The 21,596-nt window shown below is 46.5% G+C and carries 20 protein-coding genes; 11 read left to right on the plus strand and 9 right to left on the minus strand.

Going from position 1 to position 21,596, the window contains the following annotated elements; all coding sequences use genetic code 11:
• Positions 1 to 75: 75 nt before the first annotated feature.
• From C0033_RS12975 to C0033_RS13020, 10 genes are all read left to right on the plus strand, one after another.
• Positions 76 to 894 (plus strand): SH3 domain-containing protein, encoded by an 819-nt coding sequence (locus tag C0033_RS12975; protein ID WP_103228303.1) that lies wholly within the window; start codon positions 76 to 78, stop codon positions 892 to 894.
• 215 nt (positions 895 to 1,109) lie between these two features.
• Entirely contained in the window at positions 1,110 to 1,421 is a 312-nt protein-coding gene (locus C0033_RS12980; protein WP_103228304.1) for an ATPase, read from the plus strand.
• Positions 1,422 to 1,424: 3 nt separating this feature from the next.
• A complete protein-coding gene (locus C0033_RS12985) occupies positions 1,425 to 2,471 on the plus strand; it encodes a V-type ATPase subunit (RefSeq protein WP_103228305.1) in 1,047 nt (348 codons plus the stop codon).
• An 18-nt stretch (positions 2,472 to 2,489) separates the two neighbouring features.
• The gene (locus C0033_RS12990) at positions 2,490 to 4,427 is read left to right on the plus strand and encodes a V-type ATPase 116kDa subunit family protein (protein WP_103228306.1); all 1,938 of its coding nucleotides are present in this window, start codon (positions 2,490 to 2,492) and stop codon (positions 4,425 to 4,427) included.
• A gap of 69 nt (positions 4,428 to 4,496) precedes the next feature.
• Complete coding sequence (locus tag C0033_RS12995; protein ID WP_103228307.1) at positions 4,497 to 4,925, plus strand: ATP synthase subunit C; 429 nt, start codon at positions 4,497 to 4,499, stop codon at positions 4,923 to 4,925.
• A gap of 3 nt (positions 4,926 to 4,928) precedes the next feature.
• Complete coding sequence (locus C0033_RS13000; protein WP_103228308.1) at positions 4,929 to 5,237, plus strand: V-type ATP synthase subunit F; 309 nt, start codon at positions 4,929 to 4,931, stop codon at positions 5,235 to 5,237.
• Between the two features lie 8 nt (positions 5,238 to 5,245).
• Positions 5,246 to 5,845, plus strand: a complete 600-nt coding sequence (locus C0033_RS13005; protein WP_347501109.1) for a V-type ATP synthase subunit E — start codon at positions 5,246 to 5,248, stop codon at positions 5,843 to 5,845.
• On the plus strand, positions 5,838 to 7,604 hold the full coding sequence (locus tag C0033_RS13010; RefSeq protein ID WP_103228310.1) for a V-type ATP synthase subunit A: 1,767 nt from the start codon (positions 5,838 to 5,840) through the stop codon (positions 7,602 to 7,604). The genes C0033_RS13005 and C0033_RS13010 overlap by 8 nt, the downstream gene beginning before the upstream one ends.
• 20 nt (positions 7,605 to 7,624) lie before the next feature.
• Positions 7,625 to 9,022 carry a V-type ATP synthase subunit B gene (locus C0033_RS13015; RefSeq protein ID WP_103228311.1) on the plus strand — a complete coding sequence of 466 codons (1,398 nt, stop codon included), beginning with the start codon at positions 7,625 to 7,627 and terminating at the stop codon, positions 9,020 to 9,022.
• 11 nt (positions 9,023 to 9,033) lie between these two features.
• The gene (locus C0033_RS13020; RefSeq protein ID WP_103228312.1) at positions 9,034 to 9,657 is read left to right on the plus strand and encodes a V-type ATP synthase subunit D; all 624 of its coding nucleotides are present in this window, start codon (positions 9,034 to 9,036) and stop codon (positions 9,655 to 9,657) included.
• Between the two features lie 195 nt (positions 9,658 to 9,852).
• On the opposite strand, the gene C0033_RS13025 is transcribed toward C0033_RS13020, so the two are convergent.
• The 8 genes from C0033_RS13025 to C0033_RS13060 all read right to left on the minus strand — a co-directional run bounded on the left by C0033_RS13025 (position 9,853) and on the right by C0033_RS13060 (position 18,753).
• Complete coding sequence (locus C0033_RS13025) at positions 9,853 to 11,232, minus strand: MATE family efflux transporter (protein WP_103228313.1); 1,380 nt, start codon at positions 11,230 to 11,232, stop codon at positions 9,853 to 9,855.
• A 116-nt stretch (positions 11,233 to 11,348) separates the two neighbouring features.
• Entirely contained in the window at positions 11,349 to 12,362 is a 1,014-nt protein-coding gene (locus C0033_RS13030; protein WP_103228314.1) for an MBL fold metallo-hydrolase, read from the minus strand.
• A 13-nt stretch (positions 12,363 to 12,375) separates the two neighbouring features.
• Entirely contained in the window at positions 12,376 to 13,335 is a 960-nt protein-coding gene (locus tag C0033_RS13035) for an oligopeptide/dipeptide ABC transporter ATP-binding protein (protein WP_103228315.1), read from the minus strand.
• Between the two features lie 2 nt (positions 13,336 to 13,337).
• On the minus strand, positions 13,338 to 14,333 hold the full coding sequence (locus C0033_RS13040; protein WP_103228432.1) for an ABC transporter ATP-binding protein: 996 nt from the start codon (positions 14,331 to 14,333) through the stop codon (positions 13,338 to 13,340).
• Between the two features lie 16 nt (positions 14,334 to 14,349).
• The gene (locus C0033_RS13045; RefSeq protein WP_103228316.1) at positions 14,350 to 15,249 is read right to left on the minus strand and encodes an ABC transporter permease; all 900 of its coding nucleotides are present in this window, start codon (positions 15,247 to 15,249) and stop codon (positions 14,350 to 14,352) included.
• Positions 15,242 to 16,222 (minus strand): ABC transporter permease, encoded by a 981-nt coding sequence (locus C0033_RS13050; RefSeq protein WP_103228317.1) that lies wholly within the window; start codon positions 16,220 to 16,222, stop codon positions 15,242 to 15,244. Before C0033_RS13050 ends, C0033_RS13045 begins: the two co-directional genes overlap by 8 nt.
• A gap of 84 nt (positions 16,223 to 16,306) precedes the next feature.
• Positions 16,307 to 17,998 (minus strand): ABC transporter substrate-binding protein, encoded by a 1,692-nt coding sequence (locus tag C0033_RS13055; RefSeq protein WP_103228318.1) that lies wholly within the window; start codon positions 17,996 to 17,998, stop codon positions 16,307 to 16,309.
• A 344-nt stretch (positions 17,999 to 18,342) separates the two neighbouring features.
• Complete coding sequence (locus C0033_RS13060; protein WP_103228319.1) at positions 18,343 to 18,753, minus strand: DUF3899 domain-containing protein; 411 nt, start codon at positions 18,751 to 18,753, stop codon at positions 18,343 to 18,345.
• Positions 18,754 to 18,911: 158 nt separating this feature from the next.
• Here C0033_RS13060 and C0033_RS13065 point away from each other — a divergent pair, with 158 nt between their 5' ends.
• A complete protein-coding gene (locus tag C0033_RS13065; RefSeq protein WP_103228320.1) occupies positions 18,912 to 20,615 on the plus strand; it encodes a cellulase family glycosylhydrolase in 1,704 nt (567 codons plus the stop codon).
• Here C0033_RS13065 and C0033_RS13070 read toward each other — a convergent pair.
• Positions 20,602 to 21,501 carry a LysR family transcriptional regulator gene (locus C0033_RS13070; RefSeq protein ID WP_103228321.1) on the minus strand — a complete coding sequence of 300 codons (900 nt, stop codon included), beginning with the start codon at positions 21,499 to 21,501 and terminating at the stop codon, positions 20,602 to 20,604. The two genes, C0033_RS13065 and C0033_RS13070, sit on opposite strands and share 14 nt — an antisense overlap.
• Positions 21,502 to 21,596: the final 95 nt, after the last annotated feature.

Below are 21,596 nucleotides of genomic sequence, written 5' to 3' on the forward strand. Positions count from 1 at the left end.
TTTTACGTGCAGAATCGACAAATATCGAGTATAATCATGTTAGGCTTCAAAGCATTTGTGCAAAGGAGGATATCTATGGCTAATGTAGATACAAGCAACAGTTGGGATAAAATTCAAAAAGGAGTCAAAGAGACAGAGCGCCTCATTGGACAAAAGCAATATAACCTCGCTATGGTAAAAGCTCGTCAGACTCTTGAATACATGGTTCGGTGCCTTGGAGAAAGGGCATGTATCGTTGATGGTGATTTGAGCAGTACTATCGATGAATTATATCTTGGAAAGTGGATTACAAAAACCACATCTGAGCACTATCATAAGATCCGCATACTTGGTAATAAAGCCATTCACGAAGGCAGCGACAACGCTTACGATGCCAATCAGGCATATCATCTGCTTTCCCAGGAAGTTTATACGTTTTCCAATGACTACCGCGCAAGACGCAGGCCATCAGGCAGCGCAGGCGGTTCCAGATCATCGAAGAGCAGAAAGCGGCCTGCACAAAAGGGCGGCCCGTCCATCAATCAGCAGACGATTTTAAAGATCGTTATTTTAATACTCTGCATCGCATTTATCGCTGCAGTGGTTAAGTTTATTAAACCGGGAAAAGGCTCTGAAAAGGAGACTACAACAGAACCCACTACCACGGAACAGGTTGTTGAGACCACGCCTCCTGAAACGGAAAGCGTTCCAACCGAAACCCTGGCTCGTGAGATTTATAAGACAACCGATACTCTGAACGTCAGAAAAGAACCGTCCACCAGCGGAGAAAAGCTGGGAGCACTGCCTCCCGGAACAGAGGTTACTTATAAAGGTGCCTATAACGACGAATGGGCAATTATCGACTATAATGGTACAGAAGCCTATGTCGCCAGCCAGTATTTGACAAAAGAATAGCATTTTACATAAAAAAGCGCCGGATAAATATCAGTATATCGATACTTATTCGGCGTTTTTGTGTGTGAAAAGATTGTTAAAAATTTATTTTTATAAAAAATCACTATAGCATTTTTCACAAAAAGGAGTATTATGATAAAGTAGCACTTATATGATGTATAACTTCTTATTTATATATGCATCATGAAACTATAATTAGGCAAGGAGGGATAACTGTGGATAACGTCATCAACAAATTATCCGAAATCGAGCAGAACGCAGTTTCTATCATGGAAGCTGCCAATGCCCGTAAAAAAGAGTTTGCTTCTGAGATGGAAAAGAAGGCATCTGACTTCGACGTCGCTCTGGAAGCCGAAACTGCCAAAAAAGTCACTGATTTAAGAGCTCAGATGGAAACTACAATGCAGTCTAAACTGGAAAAACAACGATCAGACGCCGAACAACTTCTGAAGCGGATGGAAGAAAGCTACCACGAAAACCATCGTTCATATGCTAAAGAATTATTCCAGTCTATGATAAAGGAGTAGCGTATGGGAAGCCTTTTATCTTACAGCGGCCTCACCACAAAGGTCAGAGCCATGGAACGCAATTTCATATCCGATGCCCAGTTTCACGAGATGGCGTCCCTGAATTCTGTTCCGGAAGCTGTGGAATACCTGAAACACCAGCCTGCTTATACATCCATATTTTCGGGCCTGGAAGATCAGGAACTGCATCGCGCTACCATTGAAGAACTGCTGGTTTTGTCCAAATATCAGGATTTTACTAAGCTTTACCGGTTTTCCAATTTATCACAACGCAAGTTTCTGGATCTGTACTTCATGCATTATGAGGTGGCTATCCTGAAACGGTGTCTGCGAAGCGCTCTGGATCACAGAGAGATTGATCTGGATTTATCTATGTTTCGTGAATTTTTCGAAAAACATTCTAATCTTGATTTGATCAAACTATCCACTTCCCAGGACATGAATGAGCTGATTGCCAATTTAAGCGGCACTCCGTTTTTTGACCTGCTCACCCATATAGAGAATACAGATTCACCTACGCTATTTGATTATGAAATGCAGCTGGACCTTTACTATTTTAAAGCTATCTGGAAAATCAAGAATAAATATCTGTCCAAATCCGAACAGAAAATTCTTGCCCAGTGTTTTGGTACAAAACTGGATCTTTTAAACCTCCAGTGGATCTACCGGTCCAAGAAATATTATGAGCTTGCTCCGGCAGATATCTACGCCCTTCTGATACCGATCTATTACCGCCTGAAAAAGGCTGACATCATCAGACTGGCTGAAGCCGCTTCCATAGAAGAATTTTATTCCCTTCTTAAAAATACTTACTATGGAAACTTGAGCATTTCCAACCTTTCAGAATATCCTGATCTGGAAGAACTGTATGCAAAAGTTTTAGACCGGATTCATTCTCTGACCCGTCAACGGAATCCGTATTCCATCGCCTCTTTAAATACTTATCTTTATTTTAAAGAGCAGGAAATCAACAAAATTATAACTCTAATTGAGGGGATACGTTATGGCCTTGACCCAGCAGAAATCTATTCGCTGGCAGCCAGAAACTAGCAAAGGAGGTTTACACCTGTGATTGAAAAGATGAAATTCTTGAGTATCACCGGGCCTAAGGAAGATATCGACAGAGTGGTCGAACAATACCTTTCCAAATATGAGATTCATTTGGAAAATGCTCTGTCCGAACTTAAAACGGTGAAAGACTTGAGGCCTTATGTGGAGGCAAATCCATATAAAAATATAAGCCAGCGTTCCGCTGAACTGCTGGGCGCTTTGAAGGATGTGCCGGACGTTTCCGAAGATGATATATCTGTGGAAGAAGCGGTTCAGTTTGTAAGCACTTTGGACAGTGAACTGAACAGCCTGGTAGCACAAAAAGAGGATTATCAGAATCAGATTGCCGCGCTTCAGGATTCCATGAATAAGATCGTGCCCTTTACCGGGTTAAATTATGATCTGACTTCCATTCTCCATTTCCGGTATATTAAATTCCGGTTCGGGCGGATCGCTCATGAATATTATGATAAATTTTACAACTATGTATACGACACCATCGATACGGTGCTCTGTAAATGCCGTGAAGATGAGAATTATGTCTGGGCTGTTTACTTTGTGCCGGAAACCATATCGGATAAAGTGGATGCGATCTATGCGTCCATGCATTTTGAACGTTTTTATCTTCCCGATGAATATGAAGGAACGCCCAGCGAAGCGGCTCACGTTCTGGAAGATAAGATCAATGCATTAAACAAGTCCATATCTGAAATTGACAGCCAGATCACGGAAGCGCTCAATTCCCAGCGCGAAAAGCTGGCCGCAGCCGATAAAAAGCTGCAGAAATATACGAAAAATTTTGATGTCAGAAAGATGGCTGCATGTACCAAGCAGAGGGAACACACCTTTTACATTCTGTGCGGATGGATGTCAGCCAAAGATGCCAAACAGTTCCAGAAAGAGATTTCCACCGATGAGGACACGTTCTGTATCATGGAAACCGATGATAATAATATCATCAGCAGGCCTCCAACCAAACTGAGGAATCCTCAGCTGTTCCGGCCGTTTGAGATGTTCATCGGCATGTATGGCCTTCCCGCTTACAATGAGATCGATCCTACCATCTTAATCGGCATCACCTATTCCTTCCTTTTCGGCTTCATGTTCGGAGATGTGGGACAGGGTCTTTGCCTGCTCTTAGGCGGATTTTTGTTATATCGGTTTAAAAAGGCCAGTTTGGCGGCGATTATCTCCTGCTGCGGTTTCTTTTCCACCATATTCGGTTTCCTGTTCGGAAGCGTTTTCGGCTTCGAGACGGTTTTAGATGCCGTATGGTTAAGGCCAAAAGAAGCCATGACCCAGCTTCCATTCATCGGAAATCTGAACACGGTTTTTGTGGTCGCAATCGCTCTCGGTATGGGAATTATCATGCTGACCATGGTGCTCAATATCATCAACAGCCTTCATTCAAAAGACAGGGAAAAGGCATTTTTTGACACCAACGGAATCGCAGGTCTGGTATTCTACGCCAGCCTGGTTTTAACCGTAGTTCTCTATATGACAGGCAATGCCCTGCCGGCTACCATCATTTTAGTGGTGATGTTTGTCATTCCTTTGATCGTGATTTTCTGCAAGGAACCGCTTACCGCCCTTGTTGAGAAAAAGGCTAAGGTCATGCCAAAGGAAAAAGGCATGTTCTTTGTCCAGGGATTTTTCGAATTATTTGAAGTACTGCTCAGTTATTTTTCAAATACGCTGTCCTTCGTCCGTGTGGGCGCGTTCGCTGTCAGCCATGCGGCCATGATGGAAGTGGTGCTGATGCTGGGCGGTGTGGAAGCCGGCAATCCAAACTGGATTGTTGTGATTTTAGGTAATCTGTTCGTGTGCGGTATGGAGGGACTGATCGTAGGAATTCAGGTACTCCGTCTGGAATATTATGAATTGTTCAGCCGTTTCTACAGAGGTACCGGACGTGCATTTAAACCATATGGCAAAAATATGTCTGCCAAAAATTAATTCCGGCACTCCATAACCGGACAACAAAAGCCTTAATAAAATCTAATTATACGAAAAGGAGTCTTTATCATGAGTTTATTAGTTAAAATCACATTAGCCGCTGCATTAATCCTTAGCATTGTAGTTCCGTTTGGCGCATTTGCATTCGGTGAAAAAACAAAAGGGCGTTATAAAAAAGCCTTAGGCATCAACATCTTTTTATTCTTTGCTACTATCGCAGTATCCAGTATTTTCATGTTCTCAGGAGACGCCGTTGCTGCTGAAACCGCTGCCGCTGCTTCCGGCGTTGCCGGCTGGGGTTATCTGGCAGCCGCTTTATCCACCGGCCTTGCATGTATCGGCGGCGGTATCGCCGTATCCGCTGCTGCTTCCGCCGCTCTTGGCGCCATCAGTGAAGACGGTTCCATTCTTGGTAAATCATTGATCTTCGTAGGTCTTGCCGAAGGTGTTTGTCTGTATGGACTGATCATTTCCTTTATGATCTTAGGTAAGCTGTAATCTATGAAGATGTACTTAATCAGCGACAACATCGATACCTACACAGGCATGCGCCTGGCAGGGGTGGAAGGCGCTGTCGTTCATGAAAGAGCTCAGTTAAAAGAAGAGCTGGATAAGGTTCTGGCCGATAAGGAAATCGGTATTGTATTGCTGACGGAAAAATTCGGCAGGGAATTTCCAGATATCATTGACAATGTCAAACTGGAACGGAAACTGCCACTGATCGTCGAGATACCGGACCGACATGGTACCGGCCGCAAGCCGGACTTTATCACAGCTTATGTTAATGAAGCGATCGGTTTAAAACTATAAGAAAGAAGGTGAACGTCTTGACTACTGAGGAGAAATTAGAGCATTTTCAAAGCTTTTGCATGGAAGATGCCAGAAACAGAAGTGCAAAGATGTTGGATGAATATATGAGCGCTCTGGAACAGACATTTGCCGAGCATCAGGAAGATGCCAAACGTCATGCCCAGATGCAGCTTCAATCGGAAACCGAAAAGATTGAGCGCGAGATCAACAAAAAGCTTTCCATTGAACAAATTAACATCAAGCGTACTCTCGGTCATAAAAATGACGAATTAAAGGATAAACTGCTGGTTGAAGTGAAGGATATGCTGGAACATTATATGGATACTCCGGAATATCAAAAACTGCTGGAATCTCAGGTGGCCTATGCGAAAAAGGTGGCCGGAGACGAGGAATTAATCATTTACATGGATCCTGTGGATGAGGATAAGGTGCGGCGCATCGCCTTCCATCAGAATATGAACATCAAGGTCAGCGAGTATTCCTTCATGGGCGGCACCAGGGCGGTTATCCCCTCTAAGAATATCTTGATTGACAATTCCTTCCAGGCAAAGCTTGAAGAAGTGAAGCAGAATTTCAAATTCGATTTCGGAGGTAAGATCCATGGCTAAAACTGGTAAAATCTACGGCATTAACGGCCCCATCGTCCACATCAAAGGCGACGTAGGGTTCCAGATGCATGAGATGGTATATGTAGGAAATCAGAATCTGGTCGGCGAAGTGATCGGCCTGACCTCCAAGGACACCACCATCGAAGTATACGAAGAAACTTCAGGCATTAAGCCCGGCGAGCTGGTAACAGGAACAGGTTCTCCCGTTTCCGTAACCCTGGCGCCCGGCATCCTGGACAACATATTTGACGGTATCGAACGCCCGTTAAGCGAAATCGCCCGGACCAGCGGCATGTACATCAGCCGCGGTGTTTCCGTGGATTCTCTGGATATGGAGAAGTTATGGGATACCAAAATCATAGTAAAAGAAGGCGACCGGCTGTTTCCGGGCGCTATTATAGCGGAAGTTCCCGAAACTCCGGCCATCGTACACAAAGTTATGCTTCCGCCTGATACGGAAGGCTTTGTGTTAAAAACCGTTTCCAACGGAAAGTATAAAATAACGGATACCTTAATCACTCTCCAACTGCCCGACGGCACGGAAAAAGAGATCAATATGATTCAGAAATGGCCGATCCGTGTTCCAAGGCCTACTGCAAAACGTTATCCTGCCACCGTCCCGCTGATCACAGGCCAGAGAATTCTGGACACCCTGTTCCCATTGGCAAAAGGCGGCACCGCTGCGGTTCCCGGCGGTTTCGGAACCGGAAAAACCATGACCCAGCATCAGATTGCCAAATGGTCCGACGCAGACATCATCATCTACATCGGATGCGGCGAGCGAGGTAACGAGATGACGCAGGTTCTGGAAGAATTCAGCGAATTGATCGATCCCAAATCAGGCAATCCTCTGATGGACCGCACCACGCTGATCGCCAATACCTCCAACATGCCGGTGGCAGCCCGCGAAGCCAGCCTTTACTCCGGTTTGACGCTGGCTGAGTACTATAGGGATATGGGATATGATGTGGCCATCATGGCCGACTCCACCTCCCGTTGGGCCGAGGCTCTCCGTGAGATCTCAGGTCGTTTGGAAGAGATGCCTGCCGAGGAAGGGTTCCCGGCGTATCTGGCATCCAGGCTTTCCGCATTTTATGAGCGGGCGGGCATGATGCAGAATTTAAACGGCACAGAGGGTTCTGTTACCATCATCGGAGCCGTTTCCCCACAGGGCGGCGACTTCTCAGAGCCGGTTACACAGAATACAAAACGTTTCGTCCGCTGTTTCTGGGGGCTTGATAAAGCCCTTGCCTATGCCAGACATTTCCCGGCGATTCAGTGGCTGACCAGCTACTCGGAGTATCTGTCCGATCTGTCTTCCTGGTATACCGAACATGTGGATAAGAAATTTATTGATTACCGCAACCAGATGGTTTATATTCTGACCCAGGAAAGCGGATTGATGGAGATCGTTAAACTGATCGGAAGCGATGTTCTTCCGGATGACCAGAAGCTGATTCTGGAGATTGCAAAAGTAATCCGTGTAGGCTTCTTACAGCAGAATGCCTTCCACAAGGACGACACCTGCGTTCCTCTTGAAAAGCAGTTTAAGATGATGGACGTAATTCTCTATCTGTACAAGAGATCCCGTTCCCTGATTTCCATGGGAATGCCAATGTCCGTATTAAAGGAAGATCCCATCTTTGATAAGATTATTTCCATCAAGTATGACGTCCCCAACGACAGGCTCGATATGCTGGATGATTATAAAAAAGCCATCGATAAATTCTATGAAGACGTAATTGAACGCAACGCATAACCAGAAGGGAGAAGTTTAAAATGGCAATTGAATATTTAGGTTTAAGCGCAATTAACGGACCCCTGGTAGTGCTGGAAGGCGTACAGGGAGCCGCATTTGATGAAATAGTTGAGATGACTGTGGCCGGCAATGAAAAGAAGCTGGGCCGTATTGTTGAGATTTATGATGATAAAGCCGTAATCCAGGTATTTGAAGGAACAGAGGGAATGGCGCTTCGAAACACCCATACCCGCCTGACTGGACACCCTATGGAAATCGGCGTATCCGAAGATATGTTAGGCCGTACCTTTAATGGTATCGGCACCCCCATCGACGGCCTTGGAGAGATTAAAGCGGAAAAGATGCTGGATGTAAACGGACAGCCGCTGAACCCGGTTACCCGTGAATATCCACGTAACTATATCCGTACCGGAATCTCGGCCATCGACGGTTTAACCACCCTGATCAGAGGCCAAAAGCTTCCGATCTTCTCAGGAAACGGACTTCCTCACGACCAGCTGGCGGCACAGATCGTACAGCAGGCGTCTTTAGGGGAAAATTCCGACGAAGAATTTGCAATCGTATTCGCCGCTATGGGTGTTAAATACGACGTGGCCGAGTTCTTCCGCCGTACATTCGAAGAAAGCGGCGTTTCCTCTCACGTAGCTATGTTCATCAACCTGGCAAATGATCCGGTTGTAGAGCGTCTGATCACTCCAAAAGTGGCTTTAACGCTGGCGGAATATCTGGCATTTGAAAAGAGCATGCATATTCTGGTTATCCTGACGGATATGACTTCATTTGCCGAGGCAATGCGTGAGGTTTCTTCTTCCAAAGGAGAGATTCCTTCCCGTAAAGGTTTCCCCGGCTATCTCTACAGCGAACTGGCAACCATTTATGAACGGGCCGGGATCGTAAAAGGCATCAACGGATCGGTTACCCAGATCCCCATTTTAACCATGCCTAATGATGATATCACCCATCCGATTCCCGATCTTACCGGTTATATCACGGAAGGGCAAATCGTTTTGGACCGTCAGCTTCAGGGACAGTCCATCTATCCTCCGATTAACGTGCTTCCGTCTCTTTCCCGTCTGATGAAGGACGGCATCGGAGAAGGCTATACCAGAAAGGATCATCAGGATGTGGCGAACCAGCTGTTCTCCTGCTATGCAAAGGTTGGAGATGCGAGAGCTCTGGCATCCGTTATCGGTGAAGATGAATTGTCCCCTATCGACAAAAAATATCTGGTATTCGGCAAGGAATTTGAACAGCGCTTTATCGGCCAGTCTCAGCACGAAAACCGCACCATCCTTGAGACCCTGGATATCGGCTGGGAACTGTTAGGACTGCTTCCACGGGAAGAGCTTGACCGTATAGATACAAAGGTTCTGGATGTATATTATAAGCCAACCACACCGCATGCAGCCGAAGAGTAAGGGGGGATTTTATGGATCCGAATTCATTTCCTACCAAAGGTAATTTAATACTGGCTAAAAACTCTCTGGCTCTGGCTAGGCAGGGCTACGGCCTGATGGATAAAAAGAGAAATATCCTGATCCGCGAGCTCATGAACCTGATCGACGAAGCGAAGGGAATCCAGTCTGAGATTGATGTGACCTTTACGGAAGCCTACCGTGCGCTCCAAAAGGCCAATATCGAGCTGGGCATCAACTACGTACAGGAAATCAGCGCCTCCGTCCCCATTGAAAATGGAATCAAGATTAAGGCGCGAAGCATCATGGGCACGGAAATTCCTCTCGTCCAGCACGAAGACACGCCCATGGACCTGACTTATGCTTACTACAGCACCAGAGAATCTTTAGATGAGGCCCGGGCTAAGTTTGAAAAGGTAAAAGAGCTGACCATAAAACTTTCCATGGTTGAGAATTCCGCCTACCGGCTGGCTAATAATATTAAGAAAACGCAGAAAAGGGCAAATGCTCTGAAAAACATCACGATTCCTACCTATGAGAATCTTACTAAGAACATTACCAATTCGTTGGAGGAGAAGGAACGTGAGGAATTCACGCGGCTTAAAGTGATTAAGAGAACGAAAGAGAAAAACAGCTGAATAAAACGAGTAATAAATGAACGTGGCTGGCGAACACATGCATTTTGTGTCCGACAGTCACGTTCATTTTTATGGCGAGTAGGAAGCCCGGCGGACACGGGATATTAACCCTCCGGCACAGCCCCGCATCCAAAGCCAAGAAAGAACCACAATTCTCCCGCCCCTCTTTTTTTGTCTGGTCTTAAAAACTTTTATTTATCGTTCGGAAAGCAAACGCCTTGTTTTCCATTTTCCGCTCATGAAGTAAGAAAAACACAGCAGCCCGGGAAGAATACGGGAGCAGCTGATTCCCCAGAAATATCCCACATATCCCATATTCATTACATGAACAAAAAGAAGGCTCAGACCGATTTTGCACACAACTCCATCCAATATGCCGATCGCAAATCCCAGGGACACGAAGCCGCAGCCCGTTACCATGGCCTGAAACGGACCTATAAATGCGGATGCAAAAAACTGGATCATCATAATATGCAGATAGATCACGCCCAATGATATAACAGCTTCATCCGCGGTAAACATCCCATATATATGCTGAGGAATAAGCAGGCACAGGGAACAGGCAACAGTTGCGCTCATCATAGTCAGGCTGAGCGTTGACCAAGTGGTTTTCCTGGCCCGTTCCGGCTTTTTCGCCCCCAGATTCTGACCGATCATAGCTGCAGATGCGGTATCGACGCCCTGGTTAAATACCTCTGCAAACTTCTGTATTTTATTACCCACACTGTTTGTAGCGGATACTGCCAGCCCATAAGCATTAACATTGGAATTGATCCACAGCAAGGAAAAACGGACCAGCAGGGATCTGACCACCTGGGGAATACCCAGCTTAATCAAAATCAGCAAAATGTCTTTCTTCATTGTAAAATAAGACCGTTTCAACTCAAAATCAAATTTTTCTCTTCTCTTCCACAAATAGATAAAGGCCGCCAAAAACGAGCCGAACTGTGAAAAGGTAGTCGCAATCGCCGTACCTGCGGCCTGCATATCAAATACTGCCACCAATATCACATCCAGCACAATATTCACCACTGCCGCCACAGACACAAAGAGCAGCGGCCTTTTCGACTCTCCCATGCCGCGCAGAATACCCACAACCGCATTGTAACCAAAGATAAAGGGAAATCCAAATGCGGTAATAATCAGATAGGCCTCCGCCTGAGTAACAGCTTCCTGTGGACAATTCAGCAGACGGAGTATGGGTTTACAGAATAAGATTGCCAATACGACCAGAGCCGCAGAACAGATGAGCATGAAGGTTAAAAGTGTTCCAACCGTGTCTTTGATCCTCTGCTCCTCCCGGGCGCCGGCCAATTGTGCTATGAAGATCTGGCCTGCCGTAGAAAAGCCCATGGCCACCGGCGTTATTAAATCTGCGATTTCTCCTCCGGTAGAAACGCCTACCGTTCCGGTGCTGCCCACAAACTGTCCGATTACAATCAGATCCACCATGCCGTATAACTGCTGGATCAGGTTTGTTATGATGATGGGAACTGCGAAAAGCAGAAGTGTGGAAAAGATAGGGCCTTCTGTCAGATTTCTTCCTACTTGTTTCTTTTTTATCGTTGCTTCCATATGTGTTCTCTTTTCTCTATACTTTACTTAACAAGGTTTTACATAAAGGGTGAAGGCATTTCCGAAAATGCCTTCACCCTTTATGTTAAAACCTCAAGGCATTTTCGGAAATGCCCTCACCCTTTAGGAATATAAACACCCTGCTCATTATAGGCAATTGTGCTGAAACCAGGAATGTATTTGAACATCCGGACTTTTTTAGCCCCCCCGTTTCCGCTCACTTCTTCCTGCTTATAATCGTAATCCTGAGGATTTTCCAGAATCGCATTCAGCGTGTTTAAAATGTCCACCATCAAATGATTTTCCAGTTTCACAATAAAATGCCCCGGGTAGATATAATCGAATTCATCCAGGCGTTCGCATAATTTTTCCAGTTCATTCCTGTAAGCTTCCAGGGTCGCATACTTGCGGTACGGATCTTCCGGCCTTCCGCCACCGCCGCAGCCGATTACATCGCTGCACACATCGTCGCCGGCTATGAGATGGCGTCCTTTGCGGTCTAAGAACATGGCATGGCCGGAATCATGGCCGGGCATCCACACCAATTCCACGTCATAATCACCGCCCAGATTAAAGATGTGATGGTTTTTTACCGGTATTAACTGGTAATCCCTGTATTCCGGCAGATCCCTGCGGTCAAAATCCAGCCAGATATTATTTCCGTTTTCATCAAACAGGTAATCCCATGCGTGGGGTTTACATTTATTTTTAATACTCCATTCACAGTATTCATGGCAGTAAACTTTATCAAAGCGCACGTTTCCAAGGCAGTGATCCGGACCTGAATGGGTGTTTACAACCACTAACGGCATTCCGCCTGTGATCTCGTCCACCAGGGCCTTTGTGTCGCCCAGTCCGTAAGCAGTATCGATGAGCATGGCCTTTTCCGGTCCGATGATCAGATACATCCAGACGTCTCCCATGCCGTCACAGTTATTCGCAAATAAACCGTAAAGATTCTCTTCGAACTCATATACTTCTACATATGGATCGCAGTCATATATTTTCTGGGTTTTATCACGTTCCCTTAATTCCTTCATAAATGCCCAGCTGATCTGATTCTGAGGCGGCCCCCATAATAATCGTTTTGCCTTATTGCCGGTTTTAATCGGCCACATACATCCTTCCATGCGGCTACCTCCATTATTTTAATTTATTAATCTTTTCCACCTGACAGCAGGATACAAAATGCCCAGGCGTTATTTCCCGTAATTCCTGCGGTTTATGGCAGAGTTCACAGGCATACGGACACCTTGCCGCAAAACGGCAGCCGGGTTTCGGATCGATAGGGGATACAATTTCTCCCTTGATGACGATGCGCTTTTTCTGACTGTGAATGTCCGTAGACGGAATCGCGGACAGAAGCGCCTTAGAATATGGATGAAGCTGGCGTTTAAACAATTCCTCCGTCTCACATGTTTCAACCAGCTGCCCCAGATACATGACGCAGATATTGCTGGAAATGTGGCGGACTACCGACAAATCATGGGTTATAAACATGTAAGTCAGTTGCAGTTCATCCTGCAGATCCATCAGCAGATTGAGCACCTGGGCCTGGATGGATACGTCCAGAGCCGATACCGGTTCATCACAGACTACGAATTTAGGGCTTAATGCCAGCGCGCGTCCTATGCCCACACGCTGCCTTCTCCCGCCGTCCATCTCATGTGGAAATGCATTGCGCAGACGGGATTCGATTCCCACCATATCCATCAGCCGGGCGGCTTCTTTTTCCAGCTCCGGCCCTTTAAATTTCCCTGAAAGAATCAGCGGCTCCACAATTGTATCGTGAACAGACATTCTCGGATTCAAAGACGAGTAAGGGTCCTGAAAGATGATCTGCATATTTTCACGCAGTTTTGCCAGCTCTTTTCCCTTCACATGGGTGACGTCTTTTCCTTCAAATATAATCTTGCCTTCCGTGCTGCCCTGAAGATGAATTATCGTTCTTCCAAGCGTGGATTTTCCGCAGCCCGACTCACCTACCACTCCCATGGTCTGCCCTTTTTCCAGATTAAATGTGACGTTGTCCACAGCATGAACCACACCCTTGCTGGTGGGGAAATATTTCTTTAAATTTTTAACTTCCAGTAACGCTGCCATGTCTATACCTCCTGAACCGTTGCTTTGATGCATCTGCATAGATGTCCCGGAGCAACTTCTTTTGTGCTGATCTCCCCTTGACGGCATTCATCAGACGCAAGAGGGCATCTGGGTGAAAAGCTGCAGCCGCAAGGCAGATTGGTTGGGTCCGGCGGTAATCCCTCGATTGGAGACAGACGCTTTGAGTTGGTGTTCATGTTGGGCAGCGCCTTAAAAAGCCCTACCGTATACGGGTGCGTGGGATGGTCGAAAATGTCTTCTTTCGTGCCGCATTCGATGATCTCACCCGCATAAGTTACGGCAACCGTATCACATGTTTCCGCAACAACTCCCAGATCGTGTGTAATCATAATCATGGAAGTATGAAGCTCTTCCTTTAAGCTGTTGATCATCTCCAGCACCTGCGCCTGGATTGTCACGTCCAGCGCCGTGGTGGGCTCATCTGCGATTAAAAGCTTGGGATCGCAGGCCAACGCCATGGCGATGACAACCCGCTGCTTCATGCCGCCGGAAAACTGATGAGGATATTCTCCTGCGCGGTCCGGGGAGATTCCCACCATCTGAAGCATTTCCTTTGCCCGCTTCATGGCCTCCACCTTTGTCACCGGATTATGAAGTTTTACAACCTCGGCGATCTGATCCGCCACCGTTTTTACCGGATTTAACGCTGTCATAGGGTCCTGAAATATCATGGACAATTTATGGCCCCGGAGTTTCTGCATCTCCTGTTCCGGTATGGCCATGATGTCCTGCCCGTCTAAAATAACCTGTCCTGCCGTCTTTTTCGTGGAATGGTCCGGGAGAATGCGCAGAATCGCTTTTGCTATCGATGTCTTACCAGCGCCCGTTTCTCCCACCAGGCCGATGGTTTTGCCTTCGTCCAAGTCAAATGAGACGTGATTCACCGCCTGTACCGTCTTTCCTTCACTGCGGTATTCCACAACCAGATCTTTAACAGACAGGAAATGTTTGCTTTTATTTGTATTATTATTTTCCATCTTCATTCTGCCCTTCTTAATCTTTCAGCTTTGGATCAAGCGCGTCGCGGATCGAATCGCCGATCAGGTTAAAACTCAATACGCTCAGCATGATAAAAATACCGGGGAACATAATCATATGGGGGTATAAACGGATATAGTTTCTGGCAGATGCCAGCATAGCTCCCCATTCCGGCGCCGGAGGCTGAACCCCTAAACCGATAAAGCTAAGGGAAGATGCCGCCAGCCCCGCACCTGCAATCGACATGGATACTTCCACAATCAGCGGAGCGATCGCATTGGGTATAACGTGCTTTACGATAATACGCAGCTTGGAACAGTTGATAGACGTGGCCGCCTCCACAAATTCCTGGCCGCGGATGGTTAATATGTTGGCCCTCATCATACGGGCAAAATGCGGGATGCCGGATACGCCGAGAGCGTAAATACATTTATCAAATCCGGTTCCCAGAACTGCCGATATGGCGATAGCCAGAAGCAGCTGGGGAAATGCCGCCATAATATCCAAAAATCTCATGACCACCTGATCCGCCACACCGCCGAAATATCCGGCAATTGCGCCCAGTGCGATTCCCAATGTGGCCGAGATGAACACCGATAAAAAGCCGACGCTCAGGGTGTAGCGGGCTCCGAAAAGAATCCGTGCCAGAATATCGCGTCCCAGCTCGTCGCAGCCGAATAGATGCTCTGCATTAGGCGTCATATATTTACAGGTCATGTCTATGGAAGAATAGTCGTATTTTAATAGAAACGGTGAAATAATGGATAGAATGATCAGCACAGCCAGCACAATCACGCTGCAGCATGCCAGAGGATTTTCAATGATTTTCTGCCATACATAAAGAGCGGAACCGGTTCTCGCATATGTTTTCTGCCGTTCAGGTTTGGGCTTTACGGCCCATTTATTCTCACTCATCTGCTTTCACCTCTTTCACTTTTTTCCGTTTCTGTCCGCTCTGACCAACATACTGTGCTTTAATACGAGGGTCCACATAGGCATAAACCAGATCGACCAAAAGCATGACAACGCTGAATGTAAATGCGATATAAAGTACGCTGCCCTGCACCGCATTGTAGTCACGATTATTGATGCTGTTGATTAAGTAGGCTCCAATGCCGGGGATGGCAAAAACAGTCTCGATCACCATGGTACCACCCAACTGCCCGCCAAAACGGCCGCCGCAGATTGTGATAATGGGGATGAGCGCATTGGGCAGCGCATGTTCATAGATAACATTGTGTTCGGAAACGCCTTTAGCGCGGGCTGTTGTCACATAATCCGCCCGGATCACCTCCAACATGCTGGACCGGGTCAGACGCGCAATTCCTGCAATGCCGCCCAGCGCATTGGCCAGAACCGGCAGGATATAATACTGCCAGCCCTTGCATCCGCTGGAAGGCAGCCATCCCAGATTGAGTGAAAACAAAAGCACCAGCATCAAAGCCAGCCAGAAGTTAGGCATAGAGACTCCGATCATAGAAATAAACATGGAGATTCTGTCTTCCGCACGGTTTGCATGTGTGGCCGCCCGAATCCCTAACGGCACGCCGATCAGCGCCGATAAAAGAATGCTGAACGCCGCCAGGATCAAAGTTTTCGGGAAACGTGACATCAGCTCTGCGCCAACATCCGTTCCATATATGTACGAATTGCCAAAACTGCCGTGCAGAAACAATTTATTCAAAAATGAGCCTAAACGGACGATATAGGGTTCGTTAAGTCCCAGCTGGTCTCTCATGGCCAGAACCTGTTCCTGCGTAGCTGTCGTTCCTAAAATAATCTCCGCCGGATCGCCCGGCACAAAATACATCAGCGTAAATATGAGGATTGCTACGCCGATTAATATGGGAATCATCAGAAGCGCCCGCTTCAGAATATATTTTTTCATATTAATTCCTCTCATACTTTTGGCTGGGAACCTTATAAAGCGAAGGTTCCCGGCCCATTATTATCTCTTTCGCATGCTGAACTCTTACTTGACTACCGACTTGTAATCCGCTGAAATCTCAACCGTATTAGGCGTGACATTGCCGAATCCGTCCTGTTCAATCTTTGTGATGCCGTCCTGTCCTACGTAATACGCATAGTTCCAGAACATGCCCACGCCATATGCCTGGTCTTTCAGATAGTCATGGAATTCATCCAGTGCCTCTTTGCTGGTAGTGCTCACGTCGCTGGCGGTTTCAAGCAAGGTCTGAAGTTTCTCATCATGCGTAAAACATGCGCTTCCGTTCTGGAATGCATTGGTATCAAATACGTTCTGCCATACGCTTGTGACATAGTCTGATGTGGACTTGGAATCCACGATAATATCCCATTTTGTATCGTCATATTTGTAGGAGTTAAACAAAGCCTGGTCATATGGCGTCAATTCCACGGTAATTCCCAGTTTGGACAGATAATCCTGGACAACTGTTAAACCTGAAGTTGCCGCGGTGCTGTTCTGGTACATCAGGCGGACTGTAAATCCTCCGTCCGGATATCCGGCTTCTGCCATCAATTCTTTTGCTTTATCAAAGTTATAATTGTAGTAGTCTTCATTTTTCCATTCCTGGTTAAAGTCACTTGCGATATCCGGGCTGAAATCTGCGCATACAGATCCGTTATCCGGAGTATTGCCATATCCCTGGCGGACCGCTTCAAAATCAATACCATATAAAACGGCCTGACGCAGCGTCTGGTTATCGGCAAACACGCTGTTGTCATTGTTAAACATGAGAATGTACATGCGGCCATTTTCATCAGGATACACGTTCCATCCCGGCGCGCTGGTGCCGTCCTCGTTCATGAATATGGAGATCTCATTCGCCGGCATATTATGTACTAAATCGGCTTCGCCATTTTCCAATGCGATCACTCTCATTGCAGATTCTGTTATTACATTGATGGTAATTGTGTCAAATGGCTGTGCATCATAATAACTGCGCAGTGATTCATCCGTCTGCCAATAGTTTTCATCCTTGGCTAAAGTGGTGTGTGAACTGGCCACTGTCTCGACCAGCTTATAGGCTCCTGTCGTAGCCGGATTTGAAGTCTTGTCCGCATCGGAAGCCGCTTCATACCACGCCTGGCTGATGATCGGAACGGTGTCCAGACACCATTCCATAGCGCCTTTGGAAGAGGATGATAATTTGATCTGAACCGAATAATCCCCGGTTGCCGTAATACTTTCCAAGTAGCCTTTCAGCTTTTCCATGGTTCCGCTGGCAAGAGCTGTTTCATAGCTGAATACAACATCACTGGCTTTAATTTCATTTCCCAGACTGTCATGAATATAATCGTATAATTCCACATCCACGGTTACCGGATCTGCGACCGTAACTGTTTTTGCCATCTGCCCCTGTAAATCTTCCACGCTCTGCCCCAATCCTTTGCTGGCGCACAGGCAGTCATACATCATCCTGTAAGTGTGGTGGCGGCCGCCGCTGTCACCGCCAAATGGAGATAGATCCCCTACGTCTGAGCTGATAACAAAGGTCAATTCCTTAGGTCCTGAGGCTGAGGCCGATGCCGCACCTTCCGTCGTCTTGCTTTCCGCTAATGCCGGAGCACTGCCGCTGCTGCCGGAACCGCCGCCGCATGCAGCTAATGTTCCAACTGCCAATGTTAAAGCCGCTGCACATACCACCTTATGCCACCGTTTTCTTAAAAACACTTTCTTCATAATCCTTGTAACCCCTTCCGTTTTTGTTTTTTATAAATAGGTCTGTTGAATAATCCCCTATGACAGACCGTACTTAACACTTCTGACCCGTTTTCTTTATTCCAAAAATGAATTAGATAAATTTACCATTTTATCTGATAAATTCAGTACTTTTTTGTGTATTTTAAGTATATCAACTTAAACTTTCACATTCAATTCTTACTTTTGGCCCCTAATTATTCCAAAATGGAATAATAGCTGTTTGAATATCCCGAGCAAACCGTCCAACAACAAAAAAAGAAGGAGACACCCGGCAGCCCGGGCATCCCCTTCTTTCTAATATTTTTTAGTCTGTTCGATAAATCTTAAACCTGATAATACAGCATGCTCAACAGCAGCCCAATGCAAATCCACACAGCTGAAACTCCAACGGCCGGAAGAACAGATGCTTTTTTATGTTCTCTCAGGGTACGGTATTCATAGAAACTGGAGATATCCTCATTCTTTTTCCGCGACAACAGAGCGCCTGATAAATAAACTCCATAACACGCCCAATCCAGATAACCGAGCCTGTTGAGCAATGTTATACCTGCGGTTCCTAAGAGAAGCACTCCGGTCATGGCAAACCCATCCCCCCATATTAAGCAAATCCCCTTCATATCATCTGTGCCAAACCCGTTGTGGCCCAGCACATATAAGAAAAGCAGGATAACTCCCGCCAGAATATTGTTCCTGAAAGCACCCGCCGCCTGTGATCTTAATATCTTTCTGTCCATAATCCTCCTCCTTTTCTTTACTCTAACACGTAATCCTCCTCTGTTCTATTCTATTTTGGAATATCGTGTTTTTTAAATCTGAATTGAACACATTTTTTTAATTCTTTATACTAATTTTAGCAGATATGCACAATGCCTGTTAAGGGGGAGAATTTATCATGATATTACCTAAATATTCGTTAGTTTACGGTTTTTTACATACAGATGGACGGGCAATGAAGAACGGACGCGGGGAAGAAATTCTGCTGAAAGGATGGGCGGCCGGAAACTGGACAAATCCGGAAGGATTTCTCTGCGGTGATACGCCGCGGCCATGGTCGGCGGATGACGCCGCACAGCCTCCGGGCAGGTTTGACCGCGCCCGTTCCATGGAAGCCAGCCTGTCCCTGCTGTGCGGAAATGAATATGCGGCTTCATTCTGGCCTCAATGGTACAGAAATCATCTCGGAGAAGCGGATATTCGATCCATGGCCTCGTATGGCTATAATTCCATCCGCCTTCCTCTCAATGCCAGAGCATTTTTACCGGAAGAGCCGGGTTACCACTGGAATGAAGACAGCTTCCGGATGCTTGACCAAGTCTTGGACTGGTGCGAACAATATCAGCTGTACGCCATTCTTGACCTGCACACCACCCCTGGCGGTCAGTCCGGAATCAAATGTGACGATGGCATCGACTATGTTCCCCGGCTTTTTTTAGAAGAAGAAAGCATGGAACGCACCATCCGGCTCTGGGAAAAAATTGCGTCCCGTTACAAAAACAGATGGATTGTAGGCGGATATGACTTGTTGAACGAACCTCTGGCTTCCCACCAATGGTTTTCTCTAATGCCCGTACTCTCCTCTTTTTACGACCGCCTGATCAAACGAATCCGGATCATTGATAAAAACCATATGCTCACACTGGAAGGAGCAGGAGCCGCAACCAATATGGAGATCTTTAACCACAACTACGATCCCGTCTGCAGTAACTGGTGCATCCATGTCCATTATTACCGGCTGTCCCCGGAAATTCGTTCTCTCTACTCATTTCTGGAGCCGTCTCTGCGGTTAAACGTTCCTGTCTGGCTTGGAGAAGGCGGGGGAAATGTGATCGAAATCGCATCCCTTCTGGACGCCGCCCAGGCGCTGGGCATGGGCTATAATCTCTGGTCCTGGAAAACCTCTGTGATGAATAACGGCAATCTGCGCCGCGATCCCGTACAATACCGCCTTCCGGCGAACTGGGAAAAGATCACAGCCTGTTTAAACGAAGGCGCTCCCCGCCCTTCTTATAAAGAATGCCAGGCCATATTTGATGAGATGCTGGAAAATATGAAATTCGAAAATTGCGTGCAGGTTCCCGACCAGCACGATTATATCCTTCGCCGTCCCGGACGGATTGTTCCCGCCGCGGCCTATGACAGCGCCAAAACCATCGGCGCCTCATTTTCCGGCCATTGGGACTATGGCAATCCCTTTGATTTCCGTACAGAAGACAGGACAAAACTGGTATTAAAAAAAGGCTGTCTTCCGCCGAGAAAAGACATGCCTTTTTCAAAACCTGCCAACTTTGCAAGAGATCCTCTGCAAAGTCTGGTTTTGGAATTATCTATGGGTGATTATGTATCCTATACCGTCCGGGATGTGACTGCGGCCTGCAATGTGCTGATAACCGCACGCGCATTGACCAATACTGACGTTCATATCAGCTGCGGTGACGCATCCGCCGACATCCATCTGGAGGAAACAGCCGGAACAATCACCTGCAAAGGGCTGGTTCTGGAACCCGCCATGGAACACACGGTAAGAATCTGCGTTACAGGCGGATGCCTTCAGCTGGAATGCGTGGAATTTACCCGGACATCGGCTACTCTTCTTTAGGCCCTACATACGGTTCGATATTCGTTTTGGCATACTGCCGGAATTTTTCGCGCCATTCCGTAGCCGGCTGATTGGCCTTTTCCAACAGCACAACCGGAATAGAAGGGGCGTCCAGAAGTTTTAAATTGGTAAATTTTTCAGCACGGAACATGCTGATATCACGTCCGCAGTAAATGCTGATCCCCATATTCAGGCTGACCTGCTGAATCACCTCTTCTCTGGTGATATTCACATCCTCTTTCGGCAAAACCCTGGCCGGACGGAATTTATAGTTCTTAGCCAGAACATGCAGAAGGGTTTTTGAAAATGAGCTTTCAATAAATGTCTGTCCGTCCAGTTCCGCCATGGTGATGCTGGTTCTGCTGGAAAACTCATGGTTTCTGGCGGTAACAACATACAGCTCATCGTCATATAAAAATGTGGTTTTTATCTCAGGAGGCACCTGCAGCGGACGATGGACAATGGCGAAATCATAGTCATTTGACAAAAATTCTTCTACCTCAGTTTCATAGTTTGAGCTCATAGTAGCGATCACTTCTATCCCCGGATTTTTATCATTAAAATTCTTTAATGAATTCCGGATCGCATAGGACTTGGGAACCACATAGCAGGATATGGTCTTGTGTTCACTGTATTTTTCCAGATCTTCCAGCGTTTCCATATATAAGGGCGCAATCTGCTGAAGATGCTGATATAAACACTTTCCGGCCGGTGTCAGCGACGTTGGATGATGCTGGCGGTCAAACAAATTAACAGATAGTTCTTTTTCAAGATTAATAATCTTTTTAGATAATGAAGATTGCGATATGTAATTACGTTCTGCTGCCTCAGAAAAATTAAGGCATTCCGCGACACTCATAAAATAGCGGTAAGAGATAATATCCATCTTTACAAAGGCTCCTTTCAAGAGTCTGATGCTTTTAAATATTCTATCACAGGACAATTTTATTTGCAATTTTTTAACTATAAAGATTATTCATG

Origin of the sequence: Clostridium sp. chh4-2, assembly GCF_002899675.1 — a bacterium.
GTDB lineage: Bacteria > Bacillota > Clostridia > Lachnospirales > Lachnospiraceae > CHH4-2.